Below are 13707 nucleotides of genomic sequence, written 5' to 3'. Positions count from 1 at the left end.
GTCCGGCCAATCAGTGCTTCTCATACGGAGGTCACGTGTCAGCGACACCAGAGCGCCCAGGTGACTGCAGGATCGCCATACTCGCCAGCCGGGTCGGTGCGGACGAGAAAAGGCTGTTCGACGCATTCGACCGGCGCGGTGTCCCCTTCGACCACGTCGACACCCGTCGGCAATGGTTCCTCGCCGGTCAGCGTGACCTGCCCTGGAGTCTCGCGCTGAACCGGGAGATCGGCCAGTTCCGCGCGGCGTACGCGGCCCGCTGTCTCACCGCGGCGGGAGTCGAAGTGGTCAACAGCGCGGACGCGACCGAGGTGTGCGGCGACAAGTGGCGCACCACCATGGCCTTGGAGGCGGCCTGGGTGCCGACACCGCGCACCGCGCTCGCCCTCACTCCGCAGGCCGCGCTGGCCGCCCTGGACTCCATCGGCTACCCGGCGCTGATCAAACCGCTGGTCGGCTCGTGGGGCCGGCTGGTGGTTCAACTGCCCGACCGCGCCAGTGCGGAAGGTGTGCTCGAGTACGCCGCCGCGCTGCCCGGCCCGCAGTCGCACCTCGGGTATGTGCAGGAGCTGATCGACAAGCCCGACCGGGACATCAGGGTGATCGTGGTCGGTGGTCAGGTGCTGGGCGCCGTCTACCGGACCGGCGAGTCCCTGCGTACCAATGTGGCGCTCGGCGGGCAGACCCGGCCGTGCGAGGTGACGCCGGAGATCACCAAGCTCTCCCTGGACGCGGCCGCCGCCGTCGGCGCCGACATCGCCGGTGTCGATCTGATCGAGGACCGCGACGGCCGGCTGCTGGTCCTGGAGGTCAATCACCGGGTCGAGTTCACCGGTTTCCAATCCGCACTCGGCGACCGGGTCGATGTCGCGGACCACATCGTCGACCATCTACTGGAACGAGCGCAACGATGAACTGGGCGTTCACTTCGTCGGGCAACGTCACCGAGACGTACGCCGCCGGACTGCTGCGCAAGATGCTGGAGATCCCCTCCTCCTCCTACCAAGAGCGTGCGCTGGCCGACTACTTGGCCGAAGCGATGGCGGACCTGGGCTATCAGGCGCACATCGACGGCGTGGGCAATGTGATCGGCGTGATCGAGCGCGGCGTGGGCCCGACCCTGATGCTGCTGGGGCACATGGACACCGTCTCGGGCCAGTTCCCGGTCCGCTCCGAGGACGGCAAGCTCTACGGCCGCGGCGCGGTGGACGCCAAGGGACCGCTCGCGGCGATGATCTGTGCCGCGGCAGGCGCGGTGGACTTCCCCGGCCGGATCGTGGTGATCGGCGTCGTCGAGGAGGAGACTCCGCGCTCCCGTGGGGCGATGGCGATCCGAGCCACCCATGACCGGCCGGACGCGCTGATCATCGGCGAACCGAGCGGCTGGTCGAGCGTCGTGCTCGGTTACAAGGGCAAGCTCGACCTGCGCTACACCGTCAAGTGTCCTGCCACGCACCCGAGCAACCCGGCACCGAAGGCGTCCGAACTGGCCGTCGCCTGCTGGGACGCGCTGGTCGATCTGCTCGGGCCGGACGCGAGCCATGGCGTGTTCGACCAGCCGGGCGCGACTTTGTGCCAGCTCAACGCCGATCTGACGACGGCGACGGCGGACCTCAGCGTCCGCATCCCACCGGGGTTCGACGTCGACGAGCTGGTGCGCGGGCTGCGTGAGAGGCTGCCGGCCGGCGACCTCGAAGTGCTGAACTCGGTGGCGGCCTGCCGGGTGGGCCGGGCCGACCCGGCGGTGCGCGCGCTGGTGTCCGGTATCCGGCAACTGCACGCCCGGCCACGGCTGGTGGTGAAGACGGCGACCTCGGACATGAACACCCTCGCCGAGGTCTGGGACATCCCGATGGCGACCTACGGCCCGGGCGACAGCAGTCTCGATCACGCCGACGACGAGCACATCGTGCTGTCGGACTACATGCGTGGCATCGACGTGCTGACCATCGCCATCTCGGAGTTGGCACACCTGCCCGTGCGCTCGGACGAGCGGGTGATCGACGCTCCGCAGCCCGTAAGGAGTCTGAGGTGACCGACATGACCCAGCGCCTGGCCGCGCTGCCCGCGGAGCGCCGCGCGCGGTTCCTCGCGCGGCTGAGGGAGCAGGCACACGCCGCGGCGAGGCGAGGCCCGACGCCGCGCGGTGACACGGGGCCGGTACCGCTGTCGCACGCGCAGGAGAGCCTGAGGTTCCTCGACCGCCCGGCGCCGGACGGTGCTGTCGCCGGGATGCCGCTGTGCCTGCGCCTGCGGGGCGATCTGGACGCGCACGTGTTGCGCTCGGCGCTGGCCGCGGTCGTGGCCCGGCACGACGCGCTGCGGACCGTGATCGTGGAGCGCGAGGGCGGCCCGATGCAGGTGGTCGTGCCCGAGGTCCCCATCGAGCTGCCGCTGATCGAGGCCGAAGGCGACGACCACGAGCAGCGGCTCGCCGCCGCGCGGGCCCTGGTGGAGAGGCGGAGCGCGGCACCGTTCGACCTGACCAGGACGCCGGTGTGGCGCGCGGCGCTGGTCAGGGTGGCGCCGGACGACCATCTCTTCCTGCTCGACGTACCCCACGTCGTGTGCGACGCCTGGTCGCGCAACGTGCTGATCCGTGAACTCGCCGAGTGCTACCGGTCGCTGCGCGACGGCGACGCACCGCGGCTGCCCGACCTTCCCGTGCAGTACCCGGACTACACGGTGTGGCAACGCCGGCGACTGCGCGGCGGCGACCTGGACAGGCTGGCCGCGTACTGGCGGGACAAGCTGGCGGGCGTCGAGGTGCTGGAGTTCCCGACCGACCGGCCCCGTGGTGACACACGGACCTTCGCAGGCGGGAGCGGCAGCTTCACCGTCGGGCACCAGGGCCTGAAGCGGGCGGGGGAACTGGCCCGGAAGGAGGGCGCGAGCCCGTTCGACGTCCTCGTTGCCGCGTTCTTCACCCTGCTGCACCGCTACTGCGGCCTGGACGACCTGGTGATCGGCTCGCCGGATGCGAACCGGGGGCACGACGCCGTGTCATCGGTGATCGGGCTCTTCAGCGACATGCGGGTGCTGCGCGCGGACGTCTCCGGCGACCCGACCTTCCGCGAGTTGGTGCAGCGGGTCAGGCGTGTGTCGTCCGAGGCCTGCGAGCAGGGCGGGCTGCCGTTCGACAAGCTGGTCGACGCGGTGGATCCGGTCGTCGACCCCTCACGCTCACCGATCTTCCAGATCGTGTTCGGCGTGGAGAACGCGGCCACCACGACCGGCCTGCCCGGCATCGCCACCTCACAGGAGGCCGTCCGGACCGGCACCTCCCGGTTCGACATGAGCTGGAACCTGACGGAGCAGGCGGCTCCCGGCGCCGACGCACGCCTCGCCATCGAGTTCAACACCGACCTGTTCGACGCCGAGAGCATCGCCAGGTTCGCCCGGCACTACGACGGACTGCTCACCACCTTGACGGCGGCCCCCGACGCTCCGTTGTCCGCCGCCGAGGTGCTGAGCCCGGCGGACAAGGAGTTCCTGGCCGAGGTCGGCAAGGGACCGATGCGCCCGATACGCGAGTCCACCGTCGTTCAGGAGTTCGAGGCGCGCGTCGAGGAGTCCCCGGACAGCGTGGCGGTCGTCGTCTCCGGCGTCGAGACCAGCTACGCCGAACTCAACGCCCGTGCGAACCGGCTCGCCGCACTGCTGCGCGAGCGCGGCGTCGAGCCGGGCACGCGGGTCGGCCTGTGTCTGCGCAGGAACCTGGATCTGACGACCGCGATCCTCGCGGTGCTGAAGACCGGCGCGGCCTATGTGCCGCTCGACACGGCGCATCCCCCCGCGCGGGTCGCGGAGATCGCCGCCGACGCGGGTGTGCGCGCGGTGATCGCACACGCCGAGGCCGGCAAGACCGTGAGCGAGGTCGACGCGCCCGTCGTGACGCTGGACGACGTCCGCGGGGAACTGGCGACTATGCCCGGCCACAATCCGCCGCTCGCGGCGAAGCCCGGCGACGTCGCGTACGTCATCTACACCTCCGGCAGCACCGGCAAGCCGAAGGGTGTGCTGCTCGAACACCGCGGCGTGGTCAACTTCATCGACTCCACGCGGGACCTGTTCGACCTGACACCGGCCGACCGGGTGCTCGGGTTCGCTTCGGTGACCTTCGACGTCTCCGTGTTCGAGACGTTCTCGGCGCTGCTGACCGGAGCGCGCCTGTGCCTGGCGACCGACGACGAACGGCTGTCCATCGACCGGCTCCAGGCGCTGATGGAACAGGCCGGCATCACCGTGATCGACCTGCCCCCGACCGTCATGCCGCTGCTGGCGCCCGAGAAGTTCACCGACCTGCGGATCGCGTTCGTCGGCGGCGAGGCGTTCAGCGGTGAGCTGGTGAACCGGTGGAACCCGGGCAGGCGGCTGTTCAACGGCTACGGGCCGACCGAGTGCACGGTGACGATGATCGTGGAGGAGTGTCCCGGCACCTGGGACGCCTCGCCGCCGATCGGCCTGCCCATGGCCAACCACGTGGCGCACGTGCTGGACCGCGACCTGCGCCAGGTGCCGGTCGGTGTGCCGGGTGAACTGGTGATCGGCGGTGGCGGGCTGGCGCGCGGCTACCTCAACCGGGAGGAGCTGACCGCGGAGAAGTTCATCACCGACCCGTTCGGCACCGCGCCCGGTGGACGGCTGTACCGGACCGGAGACCTGGTGAAGCGACTGGCCGACGGACGGCTTGTCTTCCTCGGCCGGATCGACCAGCAGGTCAAGATCCGCGGACTGCGGATCGAACTGGGCGAGGTGGAGTCGGCGTTGACCGGCTTCGACGGAATCGGTCCGGTCAGCGTACAGGCGTGGACCGACGACAACGGGGACAAGCACCTCGTCGGCTATCTGACCGGGGTCACCGAACAGCAGGTGCCGGCGGTGCGCGAGCATCTGGGCACGCTCCTGCCGTCGTACATGATCCCGGCGTACTTCGTGGTCCTCGACGAGCTGCCGCTCACCAGCAGCGGCAAGGTCGACTGGCGCCGGCTGCCCGCGCCGGACCTGAGCCGTGCGGGCGAGGGGTACAGCGACGAGTCGCTCACCGCGACGGAACGGCGGCTGCTGCGCGACGTGCTCGCTCCCCTGCTGCGCGACGACCGGCTCGGCGTGCGCGACGACTTCTTCCTGGCGGGCGGCAACAGCCTCCAGGCCGTTCAGCTGATGTCGGCGATCAACCGCAGGTTCGGGGTGGAGATCGCCCTCGGCGACTTCTTCGTCTCGCCCACCGTCGCACACCTGGCCGCCACCATCGACACCGTCCGCGCCGCACAGCGCGATGACGACGATCCGCTCGACGCGCTGGCGAGCCTGTCCGGGCAGGACCCCGCCCGGACTGCCGCGCCGGGTGGGGACCGGGCACCGGTGGTGATGCGTTCGTCGGGCCCGGCGCAGGTGATCCTGCTGCACCCGTCAGGCGGTGAGCTGTTCTGCTACATACCGTTGGCCAGGGCACTGCGCGAGGACATCGGTGTGGCCGGTTTCGCCGCCGATCCACGGGACGCCGCCGTGGCCCCGCGGGACGCGATGGCAGCGACCGCCGCCAGGATCGCGCAGGCCCTGATCGAGAGCGGCCTGCCGACGTCGTGTTGCCTGGCCGGCTGGTCCTACGGCGGTGTGCTCGCCTTCGAGGTCGCCCGGCAGATCGAGCAGAAGACCGGAGAACGGCCGCCGGTCGTTCTGCTGGACGCCGCCTACGACGAGGACACCGTCCCACTCGACGAGCCGACGGTGCGGCAGCGGTTCGTGCACGACGTCGCCAGGCTGACGGGACGCGACGGCCAGGCGGTGCGCGCGGTCCTTGACGACCCGGCCGCCGGCGTGGCCGACGTCAGGGAGACACTGACCGGTCTCGGCGTCGAACTGGAGCTCACCGAGCAGGAGTTGACCTCCCGCTTCGAGACCTTCCGGTCCTCCGCCCTGTCGATGCAGGAGTACCGGCCACCGGGCCCGTACGGCGGACCGGTCACCGTGCTCACCGCCTCGCCGCACATCGCCATGGAAGAGCAGTGGCGGACGGTGTGCACGGGTCCGTTCCGGGCCGAAAGCGTGCCCGGCGACCACTACACCCTGTTCACAGAACCGGCGCTGAGCCGGGTCGTCGCAGCGATCGAAGAGACGCTCGCGTCTTGAGGAGACGTACATGCGGTTCGGATTCACCGAGGAACAACAGCGGTTCCGGGCGGGCGTGCGCACGACGCTGCGCTCCGCCGAGGTGCGTGCCGCGGCGGCACAGGCCACGGGCGCGGACGGTGTCGAGCCGGACGCGCGCCCGCTCTACCGCCTGCTCGGAGAGCTGGGACTGCTCGCCGTGCACTGGCCCGCCGAGTTCGGCGGACAAGGGCGTCCGCTCACCGATGCCGCGATCGTCGCCGAGGAACTGGTGCGCGCGGGAGTGCCGGACACCCTGCACGTCAACACCATCCAGATCGTCGGCCAGTTCCTGCTGATGGCGGGCAGCGACGAGCAGAAGCGGCGGTACCTGCCCGCACTGGCCCGCGGTGAGAGTTTCGCCTCGGTGCTCTACACCGAACCGGACGCGGGATCGGATCTCGGTGCACTGCGGGCCGTGGCCGAACCGGACGGTGACGGCTACCGCATCACCGGCACGAAGGTGTTCAGCCTCAAGACACGGTTCGTCGACCTCGGACTGTGCGCGGCCCGTACGACGCCGAGTGCCGGGAAGTACCAGGGAATCAGTCTGTTCCTGGTCGACATGGGCGCACCTGGTGTGACGGTGTCGCTGATACCCGGCGTCGGCGACGAGCACTTCCACCGGGTGGACCTCGACTCGGTTCCGGTGTCGGGCGGCGACCTCCTCGGTCCGCGCGACGAGGGGTGGCCGCTGCTCAACGAGGCACTGGCCATCGAACGCACCGGTCTTGACTACTACCTCAAGGCGGAGCACTGGCTCGATGCCGCGCTGGACGCACTCATCGACTGCGACCCGCACTCCCCGCACGACGCCCACCTCGAGCAGATCGGCCGCTGGCACGGCGCGCTGACGGCCGACCACGTCCTCGCCTGGGAGGTGCTCACCGGCCTTGCGTCGGACCAGGTCGATCAGGTCTCGACCGCCGTCGCCAAGTACCACAGCAGCGAACTCGCCCAGAGCGTCGCGGCGTGGGCCGCCGACATCCCCGGCCCCGAGCAGCGGGCGAACCGCACCAGGGCGGCTGTGACCCTGGACTCCGCCTACCGAGAGGCGCCGGGGCTCACGCTGTCGGCAGGGACCTCCGAGGTGATGCTCCAGATCATGGCCGCCGCGTTCGACTCCATCGGACAGGAAGAGCACTGACATGGACCTCACCCCCGATCCGCTCGTCATCGAGCTGCGCAAGGCGTTGCGTACGGGCCTTGCCGGCGTCCCCGCCCGGATGGAGCTGCACGGCGCGCCGGTGGCCGACGGAGCCTTCGGACCCACCCGGACGGTGCTCGACGAACTGGGCGCGTCCGACTTCGAACGGCCGGCCTCCGTCGGCGGCCTGGACCTGGGCCTGACGGCCGGGGTGCTGGTCAGCGAGGAGCTCGGCCGCGCGGCACGCGGAAACTCCTACCGGGCCGACGCGATGGCGGCCGGCATGGGCGCCCCGGCGGGCGCGGCACTGGCCGGACTGGAAGCGCTGCCGGTCGGCAGTGGGGTCACCGCGACCGCGCGAGCCGGTGGCTGGGAGCTGACCGGCGCGGCCACGGTCGACGACGTGAACGCCGGGACGCTTCTGGTGGCCACCAGGACAGGCGGCGAGTCGGTGCTCGTCGCGGTGGAGCGCGGGGCGACCGGCCGCATCACGGAGAGCGCGTGCTGGCCGCCGGTCGTCCGGTTCGATGCCACGCCGGTCACCGCGGCGGACGTGGTCGGGACTCTGGACGACTCGCCCACCGGCCCCCTCGCGCGTGCGCGGCTGCGACAGGCTGCCTACCTGCTGGGCATCGCCGACGGCGCGCACCAGATCGCGGTGGGATACGCCGGTTTCCGGCGGCAGTTCGGCACCAGGCTGCGTGATCTGCCCGCGGTCTCGTTCCCGTTGGCGCGAGCGATGGTGGCGTTGCGCGCGACCAGGGCGGCGGTGTACCGGGGGGCCTGGCTGGTCGACTCCGAGCCGGACGCCGTCGGCACCGCGCCGGTCATGGCGCTGGCGATGGCCGCCGAGACCGCGCGCGACGTGGTGCGGCTGAGCATGCAGAGCTGCGGGGTTCGCGCGATGACGGCGGAACTGGGCCTGCACCGGTACTTCCGACTGGCCGCGGCCGAGTCCGCCCGGTACGGCGATCCCGCCGCGCTGTGGCGGATGGTCGGCGCCGACCGCTTGCGAACGGCCCGGCGCGCCGCGGCCGGCACGGAGCTTCCGGTCGCGGCGACGGCTCGGACGTAGGAGGTCAACTCGCGCGCAGGCCCACCGGCGACAGGACCCTCTCGTCGCCGAGGGGCTGTCCGGCCGAGTGGATGAGCCCGGTCCGGTAGGCCAGTGACACGAGCTCGGCGCGGTCGCGGACGCCGAGCTTGGTGCGCACGCGGTAGAGATGGGTACGGACCGTGGCCTCGCCGATGATCAGTTCGCGGGCCACCTCCTCGGTGGACATGCCCTGCGCCACCATCCGGGTCACTTCCCGTTCCCGCGGGGTCAGCTCGGTCACCTCCGGGCACATCGCGGACTCCTGGGGCTCCGGCTGCGCACGGAACCAAGTGACCAGGCGCTGCGCGATGTTCGGCGCGAGCATGGTCTGCCCGGCGGCTGCCGCCTGGATCGCGGTGATCAGCTCCTGCGGGCTCGCGTCCTTGCCGAGCAGGCAGCTCGCGCCGGCATGCAGCACGTCGCTCACCGTCTTGTCGGCGTCGGACGCGGTGAACACGACGACGTTGGGCGGCTCGTCCTCCTTGCCGAGCCTGCGGATCATCTCAAGGCCGGAGATGGTCTGGAGGTTCAGATCCGTGACCACGACATCGGGCCGCGTGGTGCGCACGAGAACGATGGCTTCCATACCGTTGTGCGTGGTGCCGATCACGTCGATGTCCGGCACCGCGTCGAGGAGGGTCTTAAGACCGTCCGCGATAACGGGCAGCTGGTCACAGATGAGCACTCGAATGGTCATTGTGTTCCCCCTCGATAAGAATTGGGCAGCAGCCTCGCTGTCCCGAACCGGATCGCGGCGCGCGGAAATCGCGAGGCTCGCCCCGGAAGTCACCTACTGAGCGGGCCGCGACCAGCGGTTGCGGCCCACCTGCTCAGCCGTTGCCGTTGTTGTCACGCAGCCCGGGAACGACCACGTCCGTCGAAGGGGCGGAGGCGACGGTGCGCTGCTGGACCCTCTCCGGCGCGTCGGCGTCAAAGGAGGCAGTGAGTCCCCCCAGAAAAGCCCCGAGAGCGATGACGGAGGCGGCGATGGGGATGACGCGCATGAGTGAGCTCCTTTGGAAAGGGAGGCCTTTTCGACTCCGCTGATGCTCCCGATTCGCCTTCCCGGCCCGTTCCCCTCTGGACACCCGCCCGATCCCCGCGTCGCGGGCCGCCCGGCACGCAGGACTCACCGTGCGGTCTCCGGCACTTTCATGAGGGAGAAGAGGTTGTCCGCCGCCGAGCGGTGCCGCCGGGCCGTCTGCGGGTGTCCCTGGGCCTCGGCGGTACGGGCAAGGCCCCACAGCGCGCACGCCTCGTCGTAGCGCAACTCCATACGGCAGGCGATCTCGTGGGCCAGAAGCTGCTGAGCCTTCGCCGTGTCCAGGTCCCCCTGCGCGTACCGCACGCGCCCCACCGAGAGGTGCACGGTGGCACGGTGGATGTCGTCGGTGCTCCTGGTGGCCTTGGCGAGTGCGTGGCCTGCGCTGTCCGCCGCCTCCTCCAGCTCGCCCATACGCACCAGCACGTCGGCTCTGCGGGCGAGCACGAGCGGCAACACGGAGGGCATGCTCATGCGCTGGCACCGTTCCAGCGCCGCGTCGGCCCAAGCGAGCGCCTCCTTGAAGCGGCCCAGGCCCTCGGTCGCCTGGGAGAGATTGCTCAGCGCGTCCACGGAGAGCTGTACCTCCTGGATCGAGTCGAAGATGGCCACCGCCCGCTCCCCCGACTGAGCCGCCTCCTCGAACCGCCCGAGCCGCACCTGGATCAGGCTCAGCGTGCTCAGCGACGAGCCGTCGAGCCGGGTGAAGCCGAGCTCCTGCGCACGTTCGTTGGCCTCCTGGCACAGGTGCAGCGCGCGCTCCAGCTCTCCCATGCTGTTGCACGCCTGTCCCAGCCGGGCCCGGCACTCCGCCTCGCTGTGCACGTCCTCCATCCGCCGGGACAGGGCCACGGCTTCCTCCAGCCGGGCGACCGCGTCGCGCAACTGCCCCAGCCGCCACTTGCCCATGGCCAGATTCATCAGGTTCAGCCGGGTCAACGGCTGGTCCCCGAGCTGTCGCGACGCGCTGACACCTTTCTCCAGCGCCGCGTTCGCGCTGGCGTCGTAGCCGCGGATGCTGGAGTGGAAGCCCAGCTCACGCGGCAGCCGCGCGGCGTGCCAGAGCAGCCCTCCGTGATACGCGGCGTCCACCGCCGCCAGCAGACTGTCGCGGTGCTGGTCGAGCCACTGGAGCGCCTTGTCCTTGTGGTCGAACTCCTCGCGTGCCCGGCCTCCTTCGTCGCGGTCCGAGAAGCGGCGCCGTCCGGGAAACAGCGTGTCGCACGCGCGTTCCGCCGTGTTCAGGTAGTGATCCAGCAGTCGCCGCACCGCTTGTCCGTCCTCCGGCGCCTGCTGCCCCTGCGCGACCCGTTGCACGAAGCTGCGCACCAGGTCGTGCAGGGCGTACACCCCCGGTTCCCTGGCCTCCAACAGCCGTACGTCGACGAGTTCTTCCAGCACGTCCTCGGCCGTCAGGACATCGGTGTCCAACAGCGCGGCGGCTTCTTCGGCGTCCAGATAGCGTCCGGGGTGGTGGCCCAGAAGCCGGAAGGCCGTTCGCTGGTCGTCGGGCATGGACTGGTACGACAGCAGCAGCGCGCCAGCGACCCCCCTGCCCTCGCTGGTGAGTTCGTCCAGGCGCCGGTCGTGGTCCCGCAGCCGTTCGACGAGTCGCTGGACGGTCCAGTGCGGACGGTTCGCCAGCCGGGCGGCGGCGATCCTGACCGCCAGCGGGAGACCTCCGCACAGCCGCAGCAGCTCACGGGCCGCGTCCGGCTCCTTCTCGACGCGTTCGGCACCGAGGGTGTTCCGCAGGATCTGGTGGCTGTCCTGCTCCGGAAGGGCGCCGACGGAGAGCCACTCGGCTCCGTCCAGTCCGGTCAGCCGCGGGCGGCTGGTGATCAGTACCAGACTGTCGCAGGAGGCGGGGATCAGCGCCCGCACCTGCTCGGACGCGGCGGCGTTGTCCAGGACCAGCAGCATGCGACGGCCCCGCATGTAGGACTGCCACCGCGCGGCACGTCCCGCCGGCACCGTGGGTATCTCGTCGCTGGGGATGCCGGCGGCGGCGAGCAGGTCTCCTTGTGCGTGGAACGCGCTGAGCGGCGTCTGGCCCGGTGTGAAGCCGTGCAGGTCGATGAAGAGACTGCCGTCCGGATACTGCTCGGCCAGTTCGTGGGCGGCGCGGATGGCCAGGGCCGTCTTGCCGCCGCCGCCCATGCCGTCGAGGGCCAGGACCGTCGGTGCCCCGGCCTGGGCACACCTGGCCGTGTCGCAGACCCACTTCAGCTCGGAGCTGCGGCCCGAGAAGTCGGGCACGTCGAACGGCAGCGCGTACGGAGCCTCGGTCACCTGGTGCGGGACACGGGACGCGGAGCGTTCCGGACGAGTGAGCGACGGGTCCTGGCGCAGGATGCGTTCGTGCAGTCCGGTCAGCTCCGTGCCGGGGTCTATGCCCAGTTCGTCCGCGAGGTGACCTCGGGCACGGGCGAACTCGTCGAGGGCGGCGGCTTGCTGGCCGGAGTGGTAGAGGGCGAGCATCAGCCGGCTGCGCAGCGTCTCGCGCAGCGGATGCTCGTCGACGAGGACACGCAGCTCACCCGTGATCTCGGCGGCCTCGCCCGCGTCGATGCACAGATCGTAGAGCTGCTCGGCAGCGCTGAGCCGCTGCTCCTCCAGAGCCGTCGAGGCGGCGTCGACCACACGGCCGCCGGAACCGGACAGCACCGGCCCTCGCCACAGCGCCAGCGCCTCACGCAATTGTGCGGCGGCCCGCTCCGGCTCCCCCGCGTCGAGTGATTCCCTGGCCTGCCTCAACAGCTTCTGGTGGCGCAGCAGGTCGAGTTGGTCGGTGTCGACGACCGCGCGGTATCCGGGCCCGTCGGTCACGATGATGTCGGGGCCGTGCGGAATGCGGCTGCGCAGTTTGGCAACCGTCTTGCGCACCTGGTGCTCGGCGCTGTCCGGTGGTTCTTCGTTCCATGCGGCCGCCACCAGACGGGAGACGGGCACGACGCGCCCGGCCTCCAGGAGCAGCATCACGAGAACGCGCCGTTGCAGAGCCCCGTTGACCGATACGGGTTCGCTGCCGTTGCGGACTTCCAGAGATCCGAGAACGGCGAATTCCAGTCCGGAACTGGTTTCGTCTTGAATGTGTTTCGATGTCGCGGCCCGCACCTTACCCTCCCCCGTCAGCGATGAGATGGGACACACGTCGCCGCGAGAGTAGATCATCTCTCGGAGCACATGCACCAAGCATGCTCGATCCCGCGTCCCGTCCCCCCGTGTCTTCGCCTCGCCCAGAAGGAAAACATAACTACCCGGCGCGCGTCATCGGGTGGCTGGCCGGATATCGGCGACGAGGTCCACTCGCGCCTTGGCGATGCGATCGCGGGTGAGTTCCGGTGTGTCCCCCTCGACCACCACGTAGGCGCGACGGGCACGCGGGTCGCCGATGGGCGCGATCCAGTCGCCGACGGCGTACGGGAAGCGGGCTCCACGGACCCAGGGGGTCACGGCGATGTCCTCGGTGCCCGTGTAGGTCTCCAGCCGCCCCTCGGGCAGCAGGAAGAAACCGACCTCGGCGTACCGGGAGGCGCTCGGCACGACGGGGCGACCTCCCGAAAGGGCCGTGAAGACCGCTGCCTCCAGGTCGAACCCGCGCGCGATCTCGACGAGCAGGGGGATGCGGTCGGCGCCCAGGTGCGCGCGGCAGGACACGATCCGCGGCCCGTCGGGCAGCAGCGCCACCTGCGTGTGGGCCGGGCCGAAACGGTATCCGCTCGCCGTCAGCCGCTCCTCGACCGCCGCCCCGATGATCTTTCGTTCGTCGTCGGTCAACGGCGCCGGATGGAGGTAGCCCGTCACGAGGAAGTCCGGCGGCCCCGTGGTGCGTTGAGCCGTCATCCCCACGACGTGGTGGGTCCCGTTCACGGTCAGCGTCTCGACACTCACCCGGGGAGCCTCGGCAGGGGCCCGGTCGCCCTCTTCGCAGACCTGGAGCCGTTCGTACACCGCCGGGGGGTTCGGAGACAGGCCCAGCCGCCATGCCTCCCGGACCACCGGCAGGACGGAGTCGCCGTGTCCGCAGTGCAGCACGGCGTCGATGTCATGGCGCCGCGCGGTCCGCGCGATGACCTCGCGCAGCCCGGTCTCGTCGGTGAAATCCGTGAGCAGCAGCTCCTCGGAGACCTCCTCGACGCGCGGCGCCAAGTCGGCCTCCAGCTGCGACGGATCCCATACCGACCAGATGCGAAACCCCAACTCGGCACCTCTTCGCACGAGTTGGTGACTCGGCATCACCAGGAGCAGCCTCGACTGCGAGCTTCTCGG

General features: G+C 70.6%; 9 protein-coding genes. 5 read left to right on the top strand and 4 right to left on the bottom strand.

The annotated features are described in order from the left end of the window. The first annotated feature begins 35 nt into the window (after window positions 1-35). From lysX to PV963_RS29805, 5 genes are read left to right on the top strand one after another with little or no spacing between them, the layout of a single operon-like run. On the top strand, window positions 36-914 hold the full coding sequence (lysX, locus tag PV963_RS29825; protein ID WP_274819086.1) for a lysine biosynthesis protein LysX: 879 nt from the start codon (window positions 36-38) through the stop codon (window positions 912-914). Next, window positions 911-2035 carry a M20/M25/M40 family metallo-hydrolase gene (locus PV963_RS29820; protein WP_274819084.1) on the top strand — a complete coding sequence of 375 codons (1125 nt, stop codon included), beginning with the start codon at window positions 911-913 and terminating at the stop codon, window positions 2033-2035. Before lysX ends, PV963_RS29820 begins: the two co-directional genes overlap by 4 nt. A gap of 5 nt (window positions 2036-2040) precedes the next feature. Next, on the top strand, window positions 2041-6132 hold the full coding sequence (locus PV963_RS29815) for a non-ribosomal peptide synthetase (RefSeq protein WP_274822153.1): 4092 nt from the start codon (window positions 2041-2043) through the stop codon (window positions 6130-6132). Window positions 6133-6142: 10 nt separating this feature from the next. Continuing rightward, a complete protein-coding gene (locus PV963_RS29810; RefSeq protein WP_274819083.1) occupies window positions 6143-7297 on the top strand; it encodes an acyl-CoA dehydrogenase family protein in 1155 nt (384 codons plus the stop codon). A 1-nt stretch (window position 7298) separates the two neighbouring features. Then, complete coding sequence (locus tag PV963_RS29805; protein WP_274819081.1) at window positions 7299-8372, top strand: acyl-CoA dehydrogenase family protein; 1074 nt, start codon at window positions 7299-7301, stop codon at window positions 8370-8372. Between the two features lie 4 nt (window positions 8373-8376). Here PV963_RS29805 and PV963_RS29800 read toward each other — a convergent pair whose 3' ends face one another. The 4 genes from PV963_RS29800 to PV963_RS29785 form a co-directional block, all read right to left on the bottom strand. Next, the gene (locus PV963_RS29800; protein WP_274819079.1) at window positions 8377-9090 is read right to left on the bottom strand and encodes a response regulator; all 714 of its coding nucleotides are present in this window, start codon (window positions 9088-9090) and stop codon (window positions 8377-8379) included. A gap of 133 nt (window positions 9091-9223) precedes the next feature. Beyond that, window positions 9224-9397 (bottom strand): hypothetical protein, encoded by a 174-nt coding sequence (locus PV963_RS29795; protein ID WP_274819078.1) that lies wholly within the window; start codon window positions 9395-9397, stop codon window positions 9224-9226. Window positions 9398-9522: 125 nt separating this feature from the next. Continuing rightward, window positions 9523-12552 (bottom strand): AfsR/SARP family transcriptional regulator, encoded by a 3030-nt coding sequence (locus PV963_RS29790; RefSeq protein WP_274819076.1) that lies wholly within the window; start codon window positions 12550-12552, stop codon window positions 9523-9525. A 153-nt stretch (window positions 12553-12705) separates the two neighbouring features. After that, the gene (locus tag PV963_RS29785; RefSeq protein WP_274819075.1) at window positions 12706-13638 is read right to left on the bottom strand and encodes a phosphoribosylglycinamide synthetase; all 933 of its coding nucleotides are present in this window, start codon (window positions 13636-13638) and stop codon (window positions 12706-12708) included. Between the last annotated feature and the right edge of the window lie 69 nt (window positions 13639-13707).

The organism is Streptomyces coeruleorubidus, assembly GCF_028885415.1.
In the GTDB taxonomy this organism is placed as follows: Bacteria; Actinomycetota; Actinomycetes; order Streptomycetales; family Streptomycetaceae; genus Streptomyces; species Streptomyces coeruleorubidus_A.
This window is presented reverse-complemented; position numbering and strand designations above follow the sequence as displayed.

What these genes read in the sequence shown, in the direction of transcription:
- PV963_RS29820 (WP_274819084.1), top strand. Translation starts at nt 911, where the DNA reads ATGAACTGGGCGTTCACTTCGTCGGGCAACGTCACCGAGACGTACGCC.
- PV963_RS29795 (WP_274819078.1), bottom strand. Translation starts at nt 9,397, where the DNA reads ATGCGCGTCATCCCCATCGCCGCCTCCGTCATCGCTCTCGGGGCTTTT.
- PV963_RS29810 (WP_274819083.1), top strand. Translation starts at nt 6,143, where the DNA reads ATGCGGTTCGGATTCACCGAGGAACAACAGCGGTTCCGGGCGGGCGTG.
- PV963_RS29800 (WP_274819079.1), bottom strand. Translation starts at nt 9,090, where the DNA reads ATGACCATTCGAGTGCTCATCTGTGACCAGCTGCCCGTTATCGCGGAC.
- PV963_RS29815 (WP_274822153.1), top strand. Translation starts at nt 2,041, where the DNA reads ATGACCCAGCGCCTGGCCGCGCTGCCCGCGGAGCGCCGCGCGCGGTTC.
- PV963_RS29805 (WP_274819081.1), top strand. Translation starts at nt 7,299, where the DNA reads ATGGACCTCACCCCCGATCCGCTCGTCATCGAGCTGCGCAAGGCGTTG.